Origin of the sequence: Oryzobacter faecalis (genome assembly GCF_046764005.1) — a bacterium.
Lineage (GTDB): Bacteria > Actinomycetota > Actinomycetes > Actinomycetales > Dermatophilaceae > Oryzobacter > Oryzobacter faecalis.
Genome location: NZ_JBKOFW010000006.1, coordinates 166,397 through 185,204 on the forward strand (window position 1 = coordinate 166,397; position 18,808 = coordinate 185,204).

Annotated in this window: 17 protein-coding genes; 6 read left to right on the forward strand and 11 right to left on the reverse strand. The window is 71.3% G+C overall.

Going from position 1 to position 18,808, the window contains the following annotated elements:
- Nucleotide 1: 1 nt before the first annotated feature.
- Entirely contained in the window at nucleotides 2-487 is a 486-nt protein-coding gene (locus ACK8HX_RS13095) for a DUF3806 domain-containing protein (RefSeq protein ID WP_411941150.1), read from the forward strand.
- A 1-nt stretch (nucleotide 488) separates the two neighbouring features.
- On the opposite strand, the gene ACK8HX_RS13100 is transcribed toward ACK8HX_RS13095, so the two are convergent.
- From ACK8HX_RS13100 to ACK8HX_RS13145, 10 genes are all read right to left on the reverse strand, one after another.
- Complete coding sequence (locus ACK8HX_RS13100) at nucleotides 489-839, reverse strand: RNA polymerase-binding protein RbpA (RefSeq protein WP_411941151.1); 351 nt, start codon at nucleotides 837-839, stop codon at nucleotides 489-491.
- Nucleotides 840-852: 13 nt separating this feature from the next.
- The gene (gene secG / locus ACK8HX_RS13105) at nucleotides 853-1,095 is read right to left on the reverse strand and encodes a preprotein translocase subunit SecG (protein ID WP_411941152.1); all 243 of its coding nucleotides are present in this window, start codon (nucleotides 1,093-1,095) and stop codon (nucleotides 853-855) included.
- 79 nt (nucleotides 1,096-1,174) lie between these two features.
- Complete coding sequence (gene tpiA, locus ACK8HX_RS13110) at nucleotides 1,175-1,972, reverse strand: triose-phosphate isomerase (protein WP_411941153.1); 798 nt, start codon at nucleotides 1,970-1,972, stop codon at nucleotides 1,175-1,177.
- 3 nt (nucleotides 1,973-1,975) lie between these two features.
- Entirely contained in the window at nucleotides 1,976-3,181 is a 1,206-nt protein-coding gene (locus tag ACK8HX_RS13115; RefSeq protein WP_411941154.1) for a phosphoglycerate kinase, read from the reverse strand.
- A 24-nt stretch (nucleotides 3,182-3,205) separates the two neighbouring features.
- The gene (gene gap, locus ACK8HX_RS13120; protein WP_411941155.1) at nucleotides 3,206-4,210 is read right to left on the reverse strand and encodes a type I glyceraldehyde-3-phosphate dehydrogenase; all 1,005 of its coding nucleotides are present in this window, start codon (nucleotides 4,208-4,210) and stop codon (nucleotides 3,206-3,208) included.
- 134 nt (nucleotides 4,211-4,344) lie between these two features.
- The gene (gene whiA, locus ACK8HX_RS13125) at nucleotides 4,345-5,325 is read right to left on the reverse strand and encodes a DNA-binding protein WhiA (protein ID WP_411941257.1); all 981 of its coding nucleotides are present in this window, start codon (nucleotides 5,323-5,325) and stop codon (nucleotides 4,345-4,347) included.
- Nucleotides 5,326-5,345: 20 nt separating this feature from the next.
- On the reverse strand, nucleotides 5,346-6,302 hold the full coding sequence (locus ACK8HX_RS13130) for a gluconeogenesis factor YvcK family protein (RefSeq protein WP_411941156.1): 957 nt from the start codon (nucleotides 6,300-6,302) through the stop codon (nucleotides 5,346-5,348).
- A complete protein-coding gene (gene rapZ, locus ACK8HX_RS13135; protein WP_411941157.1) occupies nucleotides 6,299-7,189 on the reverse strand; it encodes an RNase adapter RapZ in 891 nt (296 codons plus the stop codon). Before rapZ ends, ACK8HX_RS13130 begins: the two co-directional genes overlap by 4 nt.
- Before the next feature lie 34 nt (nucleotides 7,190-7,223).
- Nucleotides 7,224-9,233, reverse strand: a complete 2,010-nt coding sequence (uvrC, locus tag ACK8HX_RS13140) for an excinuclease ABC subunit UvrC (protein ID WP_411941158.1) — start codon at nucleotides 9,231-9,233, stop codon at nucleotides 7,224-7,226.
- Between the two features lie 57 nt (nucleotides 9,234-9,290).
- The gene (locus ACK8HX_RS13145) at nucleotides 9,291-9,794 is read right to left on the reverse strand and encodes a Rieske (2Fe-2S) protein (protein ID WP_411941159.1); all 504 of its coding nucleotides are present in this window, start codon (nucleotides 9,792-9,794) and stop codon (nucleotides 9,291-9,293) included.
- Between the two features lie 261 nt (nucleotides 9,795-10,055).
- Between ACK8HX_RS13145 and ACK8HX_RS13150 the strand changes: the two genes are divergently transcribed.
- The 5 genes from ACK8HX_RS13150 (at nucleotide 10,056) to ACK8HX_RS13170 (ending at nucleotide 15,654) form a co-directional block, all read left to right on the forward strand.
- Nucleotides 10,056-11,285: a branched-chain amino acid ABC transporter substrate-binding protein gene (locus tag ACK8HX_RS13150; protein ID WP_411941160.1), complete on the forward strand. Its 1,230-nt coding sequence runs from the start codon at nucleotides 10,056-10,058 to the stop codon at nucleotides 11,283-11,285.
- A gap of 208 nt (nucleotides 11,286-11,493) precedes the next feature.
- Nucleotides 11,494-12,441, forward strand: coding sequence for a branched-chain amino acid ABC transporter permease (locus tag ACK8HX_RS13155; RefSeq protein WP_411941161.1), 948 nt, complete (start codon nucleotides 11,494-11,496; stop codon nucleotides 12,439-12,441).
- Nucleotides 12,438-14,117: a branched-chain amino acid ABC transporter permease gene (locus ACK8HX_RS13160; protein ID WP_411941162.1), complete on the forward strand. Its 1,680-nt coding sequence runs from the start codon at nucleotides 12,438-12,440 to the stop codon at nucleotides 14,115-14,117. The genes ACK8HX_RS13155 and ACK8HX_RS13160 overlap by 4 nt, the downstream gene beginning before the upstream one ends.
- Nucleotides 14,114-14,944, forward strand: a complete 831-nt coding sequence (locus ACK8HX_RS13165; RefSeq protein WP_411941163.1) for an ABC transporter ATP-binding protein — start codon at nucleotides 14,114-14,116, stop codon at nucleotides 14,942-14,944. Before ACK8HX_RS13160 ends, ACK8HX_RS13165 begins: the two co-directional genes overlap by 4 nt.
- A 5-nt stretch (nucleotides 14,945-14,949) precedes the next feature.
- Entirely contained in the window at nucleotides 14,950-15,654 is a 705-nt protein-coding gene (locus ACK8HX_RS13170) for an ABC transporter ATP-binding protein (protein ID WP_459349935.1), read from the forward strand.
- Between the two features lie 112 nt (nucleotides 15,655-15,766).
- Here the strand turns inward: ACK8HX_RS13170 and uvrA are convergent, their stop codons facing one another.
- Nucleotides 15,767-18,751: an excinuclease ABC subunit UvrA gene (gene uvrA, locus ACK8HX_RS13175; RefSeq protein ID WP_411941165.1), complete on the reverse strand. Its 2,985-nt coding sequence runs from the start codon at nucleotides 18,749-18,751 to the stop codon at nucleotides 15,767-15,769.
- Nucleotides 18,752-18,808 lie beyond the last annotated feature (57 nt).

The following is an 18,808-nucleotide window of genomic DNA, read 5'->3' on the forward strand; positions in this document are numbered from 1 at the left end:
CATGGGCTTCCTCGACCGGTTCAAGGGACGCGACGACGCCGACGCCGCGTCGGCAGCCCACGAGCCCGACGCCGGCACGGCGTTCGACGACGAGCCGGTCGAGGAGATCGGCACCCGCCCCCTGACCCCCGAGGAGGACGCGGCGCTCGAGGCCGTCCGCGCGCGGTACGCCGAGCACGGCATCGACCCGCCCGACCTCGCGAGCGTCGAGGCCGCCTACGACCGCGCCCTCGCCGCGCACACCGACGGCGACGAGGCGTCCGCCGTCGAGGTCGTCGGCACGGCGATCGGCGACCACCTCGTCGCGGTGGGCGGCTACCGCTGGTGCGTCAGCAGCGACCCGTTCGGGACCGACCTGGCCGTCGAGCCGCCGCGCAAGGGCGTGCCTGTCGTGACCCGGATGCTCGTCGCCGTGCGCTGGATGGCGCGCGAGACGGGCTGGGTCACCGGCGTCGTCGAGCACCTGGCCCGCGCCGGCCGCCGCTGACCTACTGGATCAGCCCCCGGTCGCGCAGGGTCTGCAGCGCCTCCTCGAGGATGGCGGCGCCGTCCTCGTCGGAGCGGCGCTCCTTCACGTAGGCGAGGTGGGTCTTGTACGGCTCCACCTTCGGCGGGGCCGGCGGGTTGTCGCGGTCCTGGCCGGCGGGGAAGCCGCAGCGCGGGCAGTCCCACTGCTCGGGGATCGCCAGGCCGGGCTCCTCGGCGAAGCTCGGACGCGTCTCGTGCCCGTTGGAGCACCAGAACGAGATGTGGACGCGCGGGGCGACCTCGCCGCGCTCGGCCTCACCCATGGGGCCCGCGCCGACGCGCGAGCCACGGATCGCATTTCCTCCAGCCATGGTCCCGGCCCCGTCAGGCGAAGCGCTCGAGGACGCCGAGGCCCACGACGCACGTGAACCAGACGAGCGCCACCGCGACCGTGATGCGGTCGAGGTTGCGCTCGGCGACCGAGGACCCACCGAGCGAGCTCGACATCCCACCGCCGAACATGTCGGACAGGCCGCCACCCTTGCCCTTGTGGAGCAGGATGAGGAGGGTCAGGAACAGGCCACCGAGGACCAGGAGGACCTGGAGGCCGATGCGAACCGCGTCCACGGGCAATCCTTACTGCGGGGTCGGGGGGAGAACCGGTACAGGATAACCGCTCGTGGCGGCAGCGCCCGACAGGCTCGGGTCAGGCCGTGGCGACGTGGTCGCGGAACCGGCAGATGGCCGCGAACTCGGCCGGGTCGATCGACGCGCCGCCGACGAGGGCGCCGTCGACGTCCTCCTTGGCCATGATCGCCGCGATGTTGCCGGACTTCACCGAACCGCCGTAGAGCACGCGGATGCCGTCGGCGACGTCGCCGCTGTAGAGCTCGGCGAGCTTGGTGCGGATGGCGGCGCACACCTCCTGCGCGTCGTCGGGCGTGGCGACCTCACCGGTGCCGATGGCCCAGATGGGCTCGTAGGCGATGACGACGGTGCGCGCCTGCTCGACGGGCAGGCCCGCGAGCCCGGCCTCGACCTGGGCGAGGACGTGCTCGACGTGGCTGCCGGCCTGCCGGGTCTCGAGGCCCTCGCCGCAGCAGAAGATCGGGGTGAGCCCGTGCCGGAAGGCGGCCTTGACCTTGGCGTTGACCGTCTCGTCGGACTCCTGGTGGTACTCGCGCCGCTCGCTGTGCCCGACGACGACGTAGGTGCAGCCGAGCTTGGCGAGGAAGGCCCCGCTGACCTCGCCCGTGTACGCGCCGCTGTCGTGGACCGAGAGGTCCTGGGCACCGTGCTTGAGCTCGAGGCGGTCGCCGTCGATGAGCGTCTGCACGCTGCGGATGTCGGTGAAGGGCGGGAGGACCGCGACCTCGACGGCGCCGTGGTCGTGACGGCCGTCCTTGAGGGTCCAGTCGAGCTTCTGCACCAGGTGCGTCGCCTGGAGGTGGTCCAGGTTCATCTTCCAGTTGCCCGCCATGAGCGGTGTGCGGCCGGAGGCCATGGGTCAGTGCTCCTTCGTGAGGATCGCGATGCCGGGCAGCTCCTTGCCCTCGAGGTACTCGAGGGAGGCACCGCCGCCGGTGGAGATGTGGCCGAACTGGTCGTCGGAGAAGCCCAGCTGGCGGACGGCCGCGGCGGAGTCGCCACCGCCGACGACGGTGAGCGCACCCTTGGACGTGACGTCGACGAGCGCCTCGGCGAGCCGCTTGGTGCCCGCGGCGAACGGCTCCATCTCGAACGCGCCCATCGGGCCGTTCCAGAAGACGGTGCGGGCGTCGGCGAGCTTCTCGGCGTACAGCTCGGCCGACCGCGGGCCGATGTCGAGGCCCATCGAGTCGGCGGGGATGGCGTCGGCGTCGACGACCGCGGTCTCGGTGTCGGCCGAGAACTCCTTGCCGACGACGACGTCGACCGGCAGGACGATCTCGACGCCGGTCTTTTCGGCCGTCGCCAGGTAGCCCTTGCACGCCTCCAGCGAGTCGGCGTCGAACAGGCTCGTGCCGATCTCGTGACCCTGGGCCGCGAGGAAGGTGAAGAGCATGCCGCCGCCGATGAGCAGGCGGTCGGCCGTCTTCATGAGGTTGTCGATGACGGCGAGCTTGTCGGCGACCTTGGCACCGCCGAGGACGACGGCGTACGGCCGCTCGGGGTCCTCGGTGAGGCGCTGGAGCACGTCCACCTCGGCCTTGACGAGCCCGCCCATCGCCGAGGGCAGCCGCGTCGCGACGTCGTAGACCGACGCCTGCTTGCGGTGGACCACGCCGAAGCCGTCGGAGACGAACGTGTCGGCCAGGCTCGCCAGGGCGTCGGCGAACTCGGCGCGCTCCTCGTCGGTCTTGGCGGTCTCCCCGGGGTTGAACCGCAGGTTCTCGAGGAGGACGACGTCGCCGTCCTCCATCGCGTCGACCGCCGCGCGGGCGCTCTCGCCCACCGTGTCGGTGGCGAAGACGACCTCGCGGCCGAGCAGCTCGGAGAGGCGGCCGACGAGCGGGCGCAGCGAGTACCTCTCCTCGGGAGCGCCCTTCGGCCGCCCGAGGTGGGCGCACACGATGACGCGTGCGCCCGCCTCGGACAGTGCCCTGATCGTCGGGACCGAGGCCCGGATGCGGCCGTCGTCGGTGATCGTCGTGCCGTCGAGCGGCACGTTGAGGTCGGACCGGACGAGGACGCGCTTGCCGCGCAGGTCGCCCAGGGCGGCGATGTCAGCCATGGTGCTCCGCTCGGTCCCGCCCGCTCAGAGCTTCGAGCCGACGAGGGCCGTGAGGTCGATGAGGCGGTTGGAGTAGCCCCACTCGTTGTCGTACCAGCCGACGACCTTGACCTGGTTGCCGATGACCTTCGTCAGGCCCGAGTCGAAGATGCACGACGCCGGGTCGGTGACGATGTCGGCCGAGACGATCGGGTCCTCGGTGTACTTGAGGAAACCCTTGAGCGCGCCCTCGGCGGCCGCCTTGACGATCGAGTTGACCTCCTCGACCGACGTCTCGCGGCCGGCCTCGAAGGTGAGGTCGGTGGCCGAGCCCGTGGGGGTCGGCACGCGCAGGGCGTAGCCGTCGAGCTTGCCCTTGAGGTCGGGCAGGACGAGGCCGATCGCCTTCGCCGCGCCGGTGCTCGTCGGGATGATCGAGAGGGCGGCCGCGCGGGCGCGACGGAGGTCCTTGTGCGGGCCGTCGAGGAGGTTCTGGTCCTGCGTGTAGGCGTGGACCGTCGTCATCAGGCCCTTGACGATCGTCAGCTCGTCGTGGAGCGCCTTGGCCATCGGGGCGAGGCAGTTCGTCGTGCACGACGCGTTGGAGATGACGTGGTGCGCGTCCGGGTCGTAGGACTCGTGGTTGACGCCCATGACGAACGTCGCGTCCTCGTTGGAGGCCGGCGCCGAGATGATGACCTTCTTGGCGCCGCCGTCGATGTGCGCCTTGGCCTTCGTGCCGTCGGTGAAGATGCCGGTCGACTCGATGACGATGTCGGCTCCGGCGTCGCCCCACCTGATGTCGGCGGGGTTGCGCTCGGCGAAGACCTTGATCTCCTTGCCGCCCACCGTGATCGCGTCGTCGGTCGAGCTGACGTCGTCCGCGAGGACACCGAGGACGGAGTCGTACTTGAGGAGGTGGGCGATGCTCTTGTTGTCCATCAGGTCGTTGGCGGCCACGATCTCGATGTCGGCGCCCGACGCCTGGACGGCCCGGAAGAAGTTGCGGCCGATCCGGCCGAAGCCGTTGATCCCTACGCGAACGGTCACGGGGGTGCTGCCTTCCACTCATACGGGGGTACCGCGGGACCGCGGTACAGGGGTTCGCCACCCACCCTAGACCCCAGCGAAACGCGCCTGCGAGGCGTCCGAGGTACGGGCGAGTAACCGCTTCCGCAGGCTCGTCAGCCCTCGAGCATGTCCGGCGTGAGGACGGCCTCGGTGTTGGGGATCCCCTCGTCGGACGCGCGCTTGTCGGCCATGGCGAGGAGGCGGCGGATCCGCCCGGCGACGGCGTCCTTCGTCATCGGCGGGTCGGCGAGCTGGCCGAGCTCCTCGAGGCTGGCCTGTTTGTGCTCCAGGCGCAGGCTGCCGGCCTCGCGGAGGTGGTCGGGGATCTCGTCGCCGAGGATCTCCATCGCCCGCTCGACGCGCGCGCCGGCGGCGACCGCGGCCCGGGCCGAGCGGCGCAGGTTGGCGTCGTCGAAGTTGGCGAGCCGGTTGGCGGTGGCCCGGACCTCGCGGCGGATGCGGCGCTCCTCCCACGCGAGGACGGCGTCGTGCGCCCCGAGCCGGGTCAGCATCGCGCCGATGGCGTCGCCGTCGCGGATGACGACGCGGTCGACACCGCGGACCTCGCGGGCCTTGGCCGAGATGCCCATCCGCCGGGCGGCCCCCACGAGTGCGAGGGCGGCCTCGGGTCCGGGGCAGGTGACCTCCAGGGCCGAGGAGCGCCCCGGCTCGGTGAGGGAGCCGTGCGCGAGGAAGGCGCCCCGCCAGGCGGCCTCGGCGTCGCACACCGACCCGCTGACGACCTTCGGGGGCAGCCCGCGCACCGGTCGGCCGCGGCTGTCGATGAGCCCGGTCTGGCGGGCGAGCGCCTCGCCGTCCTGGACCACCCGCACGACGTAACGGCTCCCCTTGCGCAGACCACCGGCCGCGAGCACGAGGACCTCGGGGGTGTGGCCGTAGACCTCGGAGAGCTCGCGCCGCAGCCGTCGCGCCGCGTTCGCGGTGTCGAGCTCGGCCTCGACGACGATGCGCCCCCCGATGATGTGCAGCCCCCCGGCGAACCTCAGGGTCGCGGCGACCTCGGCCTTGCGGCAGCAGGGTTTCGTCACGGCGAACCTGCTCAGCTCGTCCTTCACCTTCGCCGTCATCGCCATGGCCGTCATCCTGCCACGCGTCATCGGGGCCCTCCTGTGGTGGTGACGACGTCCCGCAGGGCCGCCGCGAAGCGCAGCGGGTCGTGCTCCCCGGGCCGGTCGCGACGCCCCACGGGCAGGACGAGGAGGGTGGCGCCGAGCCGCGCGCAGTGCTCGGCGAGGCGCGCCCGGTCGTCGACGACGGCGGGGTCGGCGAGCACGACGTCGAGCCGCAGGCGGGGTGCGACCTCGGAGAAGGTCTCCAGGTGCCGCTCGGCGCTGAACCCGGCGGTCTCCCCCGAGCCGGGGTCGAGGTTGAGGACGAGCATCCGCCGCGCCCGGGTGACCTCCAGCGCCTCGCGGAGCTCCGGGACCATCAGGTGGGTCATCACCGAGGTGAACCAGGACCCCGGGCCGAGCACCACCCAGTCGGCGCTGCGGATCGCGGCCACCGACTCGGGGTAGGCCGGGGGGTCGGCGGGGTCGAGCCGGACGGCCTCGACGGTCCCGGGGGTCACGGCCACCTGCGCCTGGCCCCGCACGACGGTGCTCGCCTCGGGGTGTGCGGGGTCGAGCCCGCTGACGTCGGCCTCGATGGCGAGGGGCACGGCGGCCATCGGCAGCACCCGCCCCTTGGCCCCGAGCAGCCGACCGACGAGGTCGAGGCCGGCGACGGGGTCGTCGTGCAGCTCCCAGAGCGCGACGATGAGCAGGTTGCCGAGGGCGTGCCCGCCGAGCGGGCCGTCACCGGCGAAGCGGTGCTGGAGGACGTCGCGCCAGGTGTGGCCCCACTCGCTCTCCCCGCACAGGGCAGCCAGCGCCATCCGCAGGTCGCCGGGCGGGAGGACGCCGAACTCGTCGCGCAGCCGCCCGCTGGACCCGCCGTCGTCGGCCACGGTGACGATGGCGGTGATCTCGTCGGTGACGAAGCGCAGCGCGGTGAGGGTCGCGGCGAGACCGTGCCCACCCCCCAGCGCCGCGACGACCGGCCCGCTCACTCGCGCCCCAGGTCGCGGTGCACGACGAAGGTCGCGACCCGGTCGGTGGCGAGCCGGGCGGCGAGGGCCTGGGTCATCGCGACCGAGCGGTGCTTGCCCCCGGTGCACCCGATGGCGACCGTGGCGTACCGGCGGCCCTCGCTGAGGTACCCGGCCGTGACCGGCTCGAGCATCGCGACGACGCGGTCGAGGAAGCTCACCGCACCCTCCTGCCCCATGACCCAGTCGGCGACCGGCTGGTCGGCGCCGGTGAGGGCCTTGAGCTCGGGCACCCAGAACGGGTTGGGCAGCCAGCGCATGTCGAAGACGAAGTCGGCGTCGAGCGGCACGCCGTACTTGAACCCGAACGACATGAGGGCCAGGCGCACGCTCGGCCCGCCCTCGGCACCGAGCAACGGGGTGACCTTGCGGCCGAGCTGGTGGACGTTCAGGCCGGAGGTGTCGATGACGACCTGCGCCTCGGCCCGCAGGTCGCGCAGCATCTCGCGCTCGGCCTGGATGCCGTCGAGCAGGCGGCCCTCGCCCTGGAGCGGGTGCGGCCGGCGCACGCTCTCGAAGCGGCGGACCAGCGCCTCGTCGGTGGCGTCCAGGAAGATCAGGTGGGGGCGCCAGCCCGCCTCGCGCAGTGCGGCGAGCCCGGCCTCGAGCTGCGAGCGGAACGCCCGCGCTCGCACGTCGACGACGGCGGCGATCTTGAGGTCGGGGACCCCGGAGTCGCGCACCCGCCCGGCGAGCTCGGCCATCGGGGAGAGCAGCTGCGGGGGGAGGTTGTCGACGACGTACCAGCCGCGGTCCTCGATGACGTTCGCGGCGGTCGAGCGGCCGGCACCGCTCAGCCCCGTGACGATGACGAAGTCGGTGTCGGCAGGGGTGGCGGTCGGTGCCACGGCGGCGGGCGAACCGTCCTCCGCCCGGCCGGCGTCAGGTCCTGGCGTCGTCCCCGGCTCCGCTGGCACCTGCTGCTCCTTCGTCGTCGACGACCTCGCCCGTCGCGAGGTTGACCGCTGGCGCGCTCTCGGCGGCCGAGCCCAACTCTGCCGCAACGACCGCCGCGAGCGCAGGCCCGATGCCCGGAACGGCTGCGAGCTCGTCGACGGAGGCCGACCGGATCCGCTTCACCGAGCCGAACGCCCTGAGCAGCGCCTTGCGCCGTTTCTCCCCGAGACCGGGAATGCCGTCGAGCGCGCTGGTGGTCATCGCCTTGCTCCGCCGCTGGCGGTGGAAGGTGATGGCGAACCGGTGGGCCTCGTCGCGCAGCCGCTGGAGGAGGTAGAGCCCCTCGCTCGTGCGCGGCAGGACGACGGGGTGCTCCTCCCCCGGCAGCCAGACCTCCTCGAGGCGCTTGGCGAGGCCGACGACCGCGACGTCGACGACACCCACCTCCTCGAGGGCGCGGGCGGCGGCGTTGACCTGGGGCAGGCCGCCGTCGACGACGACGAGGTTGGGGCGGTAGGCGAACCGCGCCGGACGGGCGCCCTCGTCGGCGGGTGCGTCGCCGTCCTCGAGGCGGTGGCGGTCGCGTTCCTCGGCCTCCTCGGCTCGGCCCCGGCGGAACCGGCGGGTGAGGACCTCGTGCATCGCGGCGGTGTCGTCGGTCGCGCCGGTCTCGTCGCCGCGGACGATGAACCGGCGGTACTCGCTCTTGCGGGGCAGGCCGTCCTCGAAGACGACCATCGACCCCACGACCTGGGTGCCCTGGACGTGGCTGATGTCGAAGCACTCGACGCGCAGCGGGGCCTCCTCGAGGTCGAGCGCCTCCTGGAGCTGCTGGAGGGCCTGGCTGCGCGTCGTGAGGTCGCCGGCGCGCTGGACCTTGTGCCGCGCCAGGCTCTGGGTGGCGTTGCGCCCCACCGTCTCCATCAGCGTGCGCTTGTCGCCGCGCTGCGGGACGCGGAGGCGGACCCGACTGCCGCGCAGTCCCCCGAGCCACTCCTCGAGGGCGTCGGCGTCGTCGGGGAGGACCGGGACAAGCACCTCGCGCGGCACGGCGTCGCCGGTCTCGCCGCCGTAGACCTGCTGGAGGAGGTGCTCGACGACCTCGGGGGTCGTCTCGGCGTCCCGTTCGGCGACCCAGCCGCGCTGTCCGCGTACGCGCCCCCCGCGGACGTGGAAGAGCTGGACGGCGACCTCGAGCTCGTCCTCGGCGAGGGCGAAGACGTCGGCGTCGGTGGCGTCCGGCAGGACGACCGCGGACTTCTCGAGGACGCGCTCGAGCGCCCCGATGTCGTCGCGGAGGCGGGCGGCGCGCTCGAAGTCGAGCTCGGCGGCGGCCTCCTTCATCTCGCGGGTGAGCCGGGTGAGGAAGCGACCGGTCTCGCCGGCCATGAAGTCGCAGAAGTCGAGGGCGATCTCGCGGTGGGTCTCGGCGTCGACGCGGCCGACGCACGGCGCGCTGCACTTGTCGATGTACCCGAGGAGGCACGGGCGGCCGACCTGGGCGGCGCGCTTGAAGACCCCGGCGCTGCAGGTCCGGACCGGGAAGACGCGCAGGGCGAGGTCGAGGGTCTCGCGGATGGCCCAGGCGTGGGCGTACGGGCCGAAGTAGCGGGTGCCCTTGCGCTTGGCGCCGCGCATCACCTGGGCCCGCGGGAACTCCTCGCCGAGGGTGACCGCGAGGTAGGGGTAGGACTTGTCGTCGCGGTAGCGGACGTTGAAGCGCGGGTCGAACTCCTTGATCCACGCGTACTCGAGCTGGAGGGCCTCGACCTCGGTGGAGACGACGGTCCACTCGACGCTCGCGCCGGTGCGCACCATCGTGGCGGTGCGGTGGTGCAGGGCACCGATGTCCTGGAAGTAGGAGGACAGCCGCTGGCGCAGGCTCTTCGCCTTGCCGACGTAGATGACCCGGCCGTCCTTGTCGCGGAACCGGTAGACCCCCGGCTCGGCGGGGATCTCGCCCGGCCGAGGGCGGTACGTCGACGGGTCGGCCACACCGAAACCCTAAGCCCGCCTCCCGACACCCTCCGGCGGGGGCCGACGGGTGCGGCGTCAGCTGACGGTGATGCCGTCCGCGCCGACGCTCACCGACTTCGCCTCGAGGGGTCGGGTGGCGGGGCCCTGCTTCACCTCACCCGTGGCAGCGTCGAAGGTGCTGCCGTGGCAGGGGCAGGTGATGGTGTTGTTCGCGACGCTCTCGACGGAGCAGCCCTGGTGTGTACAGGTGGCGGAGAACGCCTTGTACTCGCCCGCGCTCGGCTGGGTGACCACGACCTTGAGGTCGGGGAACACCTTGCCGCCGCCGACCGGGATCTGGGCCGCCTCGATGAGCTCGCCCGCGGCCGAGGAGGCGGCGGACGACGCGGCGGAGGCAGCGGAGGAGGCCGCGTTCTGCACCGCGTCCTCCGCGGCGCCGCACGCGCCGAGCCCTGCGGTGCCGACGACGGCTGCCCCCGCGACGGCGAAGGACTGGCGGCGCGAGACGCACCCGCAGGCGTGGCCCGACCCGGTCGTCTCGGCGGGGTCGTGCTGGTCGGTCCGGTGCTGGCTGCTCATCGCAGTCCTCCTGGGTCGTCGGTGCCGGGGCGCGGCAGCGCCACACGGCCGTGAATCCGGTGAGCGAACGGGCTCTGCTCCATCGTTCCCGACCGGCCCGGACCCACAGAGCATCCACAGGTCACCGTGAGGTAACAACTCGGCCGCACTCTCCGCGAGGTGCTGGGCGCGGTGTGGGCCCTGTGGTTACAGTGCCGATGCTCGCCACACGTGCGGGCACGAGCACACCTGCTCACATTTCAGGACATCTCAGGAGGAAACGTGCCTCAGCGTTCCGTGGTTGCCGCTGGCGCCTCGCTGCTCGTCGCCTCGCTGGCTCTCTCCGCGTGCGGTACGCGCGGTGGCGACGGCGGGACCGAGACCGGCGGTGGCTCGAGCGAGAACAAGGTCGCCAAGATCGGCGTCATCGCGCCCCTGTCCGGCGACCTCGCTGCTCTCGGCAAGGGCATCGAGCACTCGGTCGACCTGGCCATCAAGCAGGCCAACGAGTCCAAGGCCATCCCGGGCTGGACCCTCGAGCTCGCCGCCGAGGACGACCAGGCCACCCCCGACGTCGGCAAGAACGCCGCCACCAAGCTCGCGTCCGACAAGGACGTCATCGGTGTCGTCGGCACGCTGAACTCCAGCGTCGCGCAGAGCGTCCAGCCGGTCCTCGCGGCCGCCAACATCACCCAGGTCTCGCCGGCCAACACCAACCCGGCGCTCACCCAGGGTGCCGACTTCGCAACCGCGCCGAAGCGCACGTACCCGACGTACTTCCGCACCTGCACCACCGACTCGATCCAGGGCCCCTTCGCGGCGCGCTACCTGTTCGAGAAGGCCGGGATCAAGGAGATCGCCACCGTCCACGACAAGAAGACGTACGGCCAGGGCCTGGTCGACGCCTTCACGGCCGAGTACGAGAAGCTCGGCGGCAAGGTCGTCGCGGCGGAGACGATCAACCCCGACGACGACAAGTACGACGCCGTCATCTCCAAGATCAAGCCCTCGAACCCCAAGGCCGTGTACTACGGCGGCGAGTTCCCGCAGGCCGGTCCGTTCTCGCAGCAGATGAAGGCCGCCGGCCTCAACGTCCCGCTCATGGGCGGCGACGGCATCTTCTCGGGTGAGTACGTCAAGCTCGCCGGTGCCACCGCCGACGGCGACCTCTCCACCTCGGTCGGCGCACCGACCGACACCCTCGAGTCGGCCAAGAGCTTCGTCGACGCGTACAACGCCGGTGGCTACGCCGAGCCGTACGAGGCCTACGGCGCGTACGCGTACGACGCGGCCAACGCCATCATCAACGCGCTCAAGACCTCGCTCAAGGACGCCGACTCCGCCGAGGCGGCCCGCCAGGCGACCGTCCAGGCGATGAGCTCGGTCTCGTTCGACGGCGTCACCGGCAAGGTGGCCTTCGACGAGTACGGCGACACCACCTCGCGCGTCCTCACCGTCTACGGTGTCAAGGGCGGCAAGTGGGAGGCCGTGAGCACGGAGGAGTTCAAGTAAACCCTTCCGTGACGGCCCGTCCGTGACGCAGTGACGCCGACGGCGGGGGTGGACCCAGGTGGACCACCCCCGCCGTCGCACGTCCGCGGACCGGTCTCGAGCAGGCCCTCGGCCGACGCACCCGTCGGCCGCCCCCGCGTGGTGGGAGACATCGCTCCCCCGCACCACTACGCTCCCCCCAGCCCATCCCCACACACAGGAGGTCGCGGTGGATGCCTTCGCCCAGCAGCTCGTCAACGGGCTGACCCTGGGATCGCTCTACGCCCTGATCGCCGTCGGCTACACGGTCGTCTACGGCATCGTCCAGCTGATCAACTTCGCCCACGGCGAGATCTTCATGATCGGCGCGTTCGGTGCCCTCTCGACCTGGCTGCTCTTCTTCGAAGGAGAGACGGCGGTCTGGACCCTGCCGATCATGCTCGTCGGTGCCATCGCGGCGTCCGTCGGCACGGCGGTCCTCATGGAGCGCATCGCCTACCGACCGCTGCGCAACGCGCCGCGGCTCGCCCCGCTCATCACCGCCATCGGCATCTCGGTGTTCCTCCAGGAGCTCGTGCGCCTCTTCTACGGGCGGGTCCCCTTCGCCGACTTCCCGGACGCCAAGCAGCGCGTGCCGTTCCCGCAGATCGAGGTCGTCACCGGCCCCGCCTTCAACGTCGCGGGCATCACGATCCAGCGCTCGGCCCTGTTCACCATCGGCGCGCTCGTCATGTGCGCCGCAGGCCTGTGGTACTTCGTCAACCGCACGAAGACCGGACGCGGCATGCAGGCCGTGAGCCAGGACCCCGACACCGCGCGCCTCATGGGCATCAACGTCGACCGGATCATCGTCGTCGCGTTCGCCGTCGGCGCCACGCTCGCCGCGATCGCCGGCGTCGCGCAGGGCCTGCAGGTCACGAACATCAACTTCAAGATGGGCTTCCTCGCGGGCCTCAAGGCGTTCACCGCCGCCGTCCTCGGCGGCATCGGCAACGTCTGGGGCGCCGTCGTCGGCGGCCTCACCCTCGGCCTCGTCGAGGCGATGGCGGTCCAGTTCATCCCGGGCACCTTCGGTGGGTCCCCGTGGAAGGACGTCTGGGCGTTCGCCCTCCTCATCCTGGTCCTGGTCTTCCGACCGCAGGGCCTCCTCGGCGCGAAGGTGGTGGACCGGGCATGAGCAAGCTCGCCCTCCCGGACGACGTCCGGTCCCGGCACGGCGCGAAGGCGCCGTTCATCGCCATCGCGGGCGGTGTGCTCCTCGTCCTCAGCGGCCTGCTGTCGTGGTCCTACGACGACCGCATCCTCGACGACATCTCGGTGCGCTTCTTCCCCCTCGGCATCCAGATCTTCGCGATGCTCTTCGGCGTCGTCGCCGTGGTCCTCGGCGTCCTGCTCCTGCGCCGCCCGCCGTGGCTCAGCCCGGCGCGCGGCCTGCGGGTCATGGGCGTCACGTGCGTCGTGTTCGTCCTGTGGGTCCTCGCCTCGATCGCGAACCTCGCGGGTGGCCTCGTCAACGCGAACGAAGGCGTCTACGTGGCCCTCGTCGGCGCGGTGCTGGTCGCGCTCGCCGGGTTCGTCTCCCCCGAGGTCGAGCTCGACGTCCGCACCTGGCCCCGCCTGAGCAGCACCCTCGAGATCCTCGTCATCGTCGTGCTCATGGCCATCGTGCTGTTCACGACGGCCTACACCCTCGACATCGAGGACGGCGTCGTCTTCGCGGCCTTCCTCATCACCCTCATCGGTGTCGCCGGCGGGGCCCTCGGCTCCGGCTTCGGCGGCTACCTCGGGTTCATCGCCCAGAACAACCGGCGGCCGATCATGCTCGCCGCGTTCGTCGTGGCGTTCCTGTTCCCGTTCACCCAGGACGGCTCCGACGCGAACATGTCGATCGCCACCCAGATCCTCATCTTCGCGGCGACCGCCCTCGGCCTGAACATCGTCGTCGGACTCGCCGGCCTGCTCGACCTCGGCTACATCGCCTTCCTCGGGACCGGTGCCTACGTGGGGGCGACGCTGTCCGCGTCGGCGTTCGCCACGATCGGCTGGAAGCCTCCGTTCGTCGTCGTCATGCTCCTGGGCATGCTCGTGGCGTCGATCTTCGGCCTCATCATCGGCTCACCGACGCTGCGGGTGTCCGGCGACTACCTCGCCATCGTCACCCTCGGCTTCGGTGAGATCTTCCGGCTCGCGATGTTCAACCTCGACGGCAACAACGGCCCCGAGCTGACGAACGGCCCGAACGGCATCCCCGCCATCCCGGACCTGAACTTCTTCGGGTTTGACTTCGGGACCGTCCACACCGTCGCGGGCATCCCGCTCGGCCGGTTCAGCAACTACTACTTCCTGCTGCTCCTCCTCATCGCGCTCGTCATCCTCGTCTTCGTCCGGCTCAACGACAGCCGGATCGGGCGCGGGTGGGTCGCGATCCGCGAGGACGAGCGCGCGGCCGAGGCCATGGGCGTCAACGTCTTCGGCCTCAAGCTCCTCGCGTTCGCCGTGGGCGCCTCGCTCGCCGGCCTCGCCGGGACGATGAAGGCGCACCAGGACACCTCGGTCAGCCCGGACCAGTACATCTTCCTCGAGTCGGCGTTCCTCCTCGCGGCGGTCGTCCTCGGCGGCATGGGCACCGTTGTCGGTGTCCTCGTCGGCGCGACGATCCTCAAGCTCCTCCCCGAGAAGCTTCGCGAGGTCAACGACTACCGGCTGCTCGTCTTCGGTCTGCTCCTCGTCGTCATGATGCGGTTCCGCCCGGAGGGCCTCATCGCCAGCAAGCGGCGCCAGCTCGAGTTCCACGAGGACGACGAAGAGCTCAGTGAGATCGTCCAGTCCCAGCACCTGCAGGAGGCGAAGTGACCGTCACCGAGACCCCCCGCGCCAAGCACGTCGTCGGCGAGAAGGTCGTCCTCGAGGCGGCCGGCGTGACGATGCGCTTCGGCGGCCTCACGGCTGTCGACGACGTGTCGATGAAGGTGCACGAGGGCGAGATCGTCGGGCTCATCGGGCCGAACGGCGCCGGGAAGACCACGTTCTTCAACTGCCTCACCGGCATGTACATCCCGACCGAGGGCCGCGTCACGCTCAACGGCGCGACCCTGCCGCCGAAGCCGCTCAAGGTCGTCCGCGCCGGCATGGCGCGCACGTTCCAGAACATCCGGCTCTTCGGCAACATGACGGCGCTCGAGAACGTCATGGTCGGGCGGTACTGCCGCACCTCCTCGATGGCGGTGACCTCGATCCTGCGCGGACCGAAGTTCCGCCGCGAGGAGGAGGCCACCCGGGCGCGCGCCCAGGAGCTGCTCGACTACGTCGGGCTCGGGAAGTCGACCGAGATCCTCGCGCGGAACCTCCCCTACGGCGACCAGCGGCGGCTCGAGATCGCCCGCGCCCTCGCCACCGACCCGCAGCTGCTCCTCCTCGACGAGCCGACCGCGGGGATGAACCCCAAGGAGACCGAGGCGACGATGCACCTGATCTTCAAGATCAGGGACAGCGGCCTGGCCGTCGTCGTCATCGAGCACGACATGCGGTTCATCTTCAACCTGTGCGACCGCGTGCTGTGCCTCGTGCGCGGCGCCCTCCTCGTCGAGGGCACCCCGGGTGAGGTCCAGTCCGACCACCGGGTCATCGAGGCCTACATCGGCGGCGACGACCAGGACGACGACGAGGAGGAGCAGGCGTGACCGCCATGTTGGAGGTCAAGGACCTCGAGGTCGCCTACGGCAAGATCAAGGCCGTCAAGGGCATCAGCTTCACGGTCGAGGAGGGCGAGGTCGTCACCCTCATCGGCACCAACGGCGCCGGGAAGACGACGACGCTGCGGACCATCTCCGGGCTGCTGCGCCCGACGAAGGGCTCGATCACGTTCCAGGGCCGGGACCTCACGACGGTCGCGCCCCACGAGATCGTCCCGCTCGGGATCGCGCACTCCCCCGAGGGCCGGCGCATCTTCCCGCGCCTCACCGTCGAGGAGAACCTCAACCTCGGCGCGTTCTCGCGCAAGGACAAGGGGATCGCCGCCGACCTCGAGGCCGCGTATGAGCTGTTCCCCATCCTCAGGGAGCGCCGCTCGCAGCCCGCGGGCACGTTCTCCGGTGGTGAGCAGCAGATGCTCGCCATGGGCCGCGCGATGATGAGCCGCCCCAAGCTGCTCATGCTCGACGAGCCGTCGATGGGGCTCTCCCCGCTGATGATGAAGCGCATCATGACGACCGTGAGCACCCTGCAGCAGCAGGGCACGACGATCCTCCTCGTCGAGCAGAACGCCCAGGCGGCGCTCAAGCGCGCGTCGAAGGGCTACGTCCTCGAGGTCGGCAAGATCGTCCTCTCGGGGTCCGGCAAGGAGCTCCTCGAGAGCGAGGACGTCCGCAAGGCCTACCTCGGCGAGGACTGAGGCCGGGTCCCACGCTCTGCGTGGGGCGCGGGTCCCACGCGTCGCGCGGGCCTGACGGAGGACTGACGGACGAGGGCCGGGTGACCGTGGTGGTCACCCGGCCCTCGTCGTCTCAGCCCGCCTTGCGGGCCGGGGCCTTCTTCGCGGCCGGGGCCTTCCTCGCCGGAGCTGCCGCCTTCGCCGCCACCTTGCGCCGCGTCGCCGGCGACCGGTCGGGCGTGCGCGCGGTGCGGGCGAGGATCGGCGCGAGGAAGCGCCCGGTGTGCGAGTGCTCGAGCCCGGCGACGTGCTCGGGTGTGCCCTCGGCGACGACCCGACCGCCTCCCGAGCCGCCCTCCGGCCCGAGGTCGACGACCCAGTCGGCGCTCTTGATGACGTCGAGGTTGTGCTCGATGACGATGACGGTGTTGCCCTTGTCGACGAGCCCCTGGAGCACCTTGAGCAGCTTGCGGATGTCCTCGAAGTGCAGCCCGGTCGTCGGCTCGTCGAGGACGTAGATCGTGCGGCCGGTGCTGCGCTTCTGCAGCTCGGAGGCGAGCTTGACGCGCTGCGCCTCTCCACCGGAGAGGGTGGGCGCGGGCTGGCCGAGGCGCACGTAGCCCAGGCCGACCTCGTTGAGCGTCTTCATGTGCCGCGCGATCGCGGGGACCGCGGCGAAGAACTCGGCGGCCTCCTCGATCGGCATGTCGAGGACGTCGGCGATCGTCTTGCCCTTGAAGTGGACCTCGAGCGTCTCGCGGTTGTACCGGGCCCCGTGGCAGACCTCGCAGGGGACGTAGACGTCGGGGAGGAAGTTCATCTCGATCTTGATCGTGCCGTCGCCGGAGCACGCCTCGCAGCGGCCGCCCTTGACGTTGAACGAGAAGCGCCCGGGCTGGTAGCCGCGGACCTTGGCCTCGGTCGTCGTCGCGAACAGCTTGCGGATGTGGTCGAAGACGCCGGTGTAGGTGGCCGGGTTGGACCGCGGCGTGCGCCCGATCGGGCTCTGGTCGACGTGGACGACCTTGTCGAGGTGCTCGAGGCCGGTGACGGTCTTGTGCCGCCCCGGCACGTGGCGGGCGCCGTTGAGCTTGTTGGCGAGGACGTTGTAGAGGATGTCGTTGACGAGGGTCGACTTGCCGGACCCCGACACCCCCGTGACCGCGACGAGGTTGCCGAGCGGGAAGGACACCGACACGTTGGTGAGGTTGTGCTCGTTCGCGCCGACGACGGTGACCTCGCGCCCCTTCTCCCGGGCGCGGCGCACCGGCGGGACCGCGATCTCGCGGCGCCCAGAGAGGTACTTGCCGGTGAGCGAGTCGGGGTGCTCGAGCAGCCCCTTCACCGGCCCCGAGTGGACGACCTGGCCACCGTGCTCCCCCGCGCCCGGGCCGATGTCGACGACCCAGTCGGCGGTGGCGATGGTGTCCTCGTCGTGCTCGACGACGATGAGGGTGTTGCCGAGGTCGCGCAGCCGGGTGAGGGTCTCGATGAGCCGGTGGTTGTCGCGCTGGTGGAGGCCGATGCTCGGCTCGTCGAGGACGTAGAGGACGCCGACGAGGCCGGACCCGATCTGGGTCGCGAGCCGGATGCGCTGGGCCTCACCGCCGGAGAGGGTGCCGGCGGGGCGGGACAGGCTGAGGTAGTCGAGGCCGACGTCGAGGAGGAACCCGAGGCGGGCGTTGATCTCCTTGATGACGCGGGCCGCGATCTGCCGCTCGCGCTCGGTGAAGTCGACGGTGTCGAGGAAGTGCGCGGCCTCGGCGATCGCCAGGTTGCTGACGTCGGCGATGGAGCGCCCGCCGACGAGCACCGACAGCGACTCCGGCTTGAGCCGGGCGCCCTTGCAGACCGGGCACGGAACCTCGCGCATGTATCCCTCGTAGCGCTCACGGCTCCACTCGGAGTCGGTCTCGGAGTGCCGCCGCTTGACGAACGGGACGGCGCCCTCGAAGCCGGTGGAGTAGGACCGCTCGCGGCCGAACCGGTTCCGGTACCGGACGTGGACCTTGTGGTTCTTGCCGTGGAGGAGGGCGTCGCGGGCCCGCTGGGGCAGCGCCCGCCAGGGCACGTCCATCGAGAACTTCAGGTCGTCGGCGAGGGCCGACATCACGCGCTGGAAGTAGTCGGCGGCACCCGAGCCGGCCGCCCACGGCGCGATCGCGCCCTCGGCGAGCGAGAGGTCGTCGTCGGGGACGATGAGCTCGGGGTCGACCTCGAGCTCGGTCCCGATGCCGGTGCACTCGGGGCAGGCGCCGAAGGGGCTGTTGAACGAGAAGGAGCGCGGCTCGACCTCGTCCATCGACAGCGGGTGGTCGTTGGGGCAGGCCATCTTCTCGGAGAAGCGCCGCTCGCGGTCGGGGTCGCCCTCGTCGAGGTCGACGAACTCGACGACGAGGACCCCGCCGGCCAGGCCGAGGGCGGTCTCGACCGAGTCGGTCAGCCGGCGCTTGGCGGAGGCGTCGTCGGCACCCTTGGCGACGAGACGGTCGACGACGACGTCGATCGTGTGCTTGACCTGCTTCTCGAGCTTCGGCGGGTCGGTGAGCTGGACGACCTCGCCGTCGACCCGGGCGCGAGCGAAGCCCTTGGACTGCAGCTCGGCGAAGAGGTCGACGTACTCGCCCTTGCGGGCCCGCACGACGGGGGCGAGCACCTGGAAGCGGGTCCTCTCCGGCAGCTCGAGGAGCCGGTCGACGATCTGCTGCGGCGTCTGGCGGCCCACCGGCTCGCCGCACACTGGGCAGTGCGGGCGCCCGGCGCGGGCGAAGAGCAGGCGCAGGTAGTCGTAGACCTCGGTGATGGTGCCGACCGTGGACCGCGGGTTGCGGTTCGTCGACTTCTGGTCGATGGAGACCGCCGGGGACAGCCCCTCGATGAAGTCGACGTCGGGCTTGTCCATCTGTCCGAGGAACTGCCGCGCGTACGCCGAGAGCGACTCGACGTAGCGCCGCTGGCCCTCGGCGAAGATCGTGTCGAAGGCGAGGCTGGACTTGCCCGAGCCGCTCAGGCCGGTGAAGACGACGAGGGCGTCGCGGGGCAGCTCGAGGCTGATGTCCTTGAGGTTGTGCTCGCGGGCACCACGGACGACGAGGTGGTCATGACTCACGCCCGCCATGCTAGGTGGACCCACCGACAGACCCCTCATCGTGGACGGAGGGACCGGTAGCGTCTG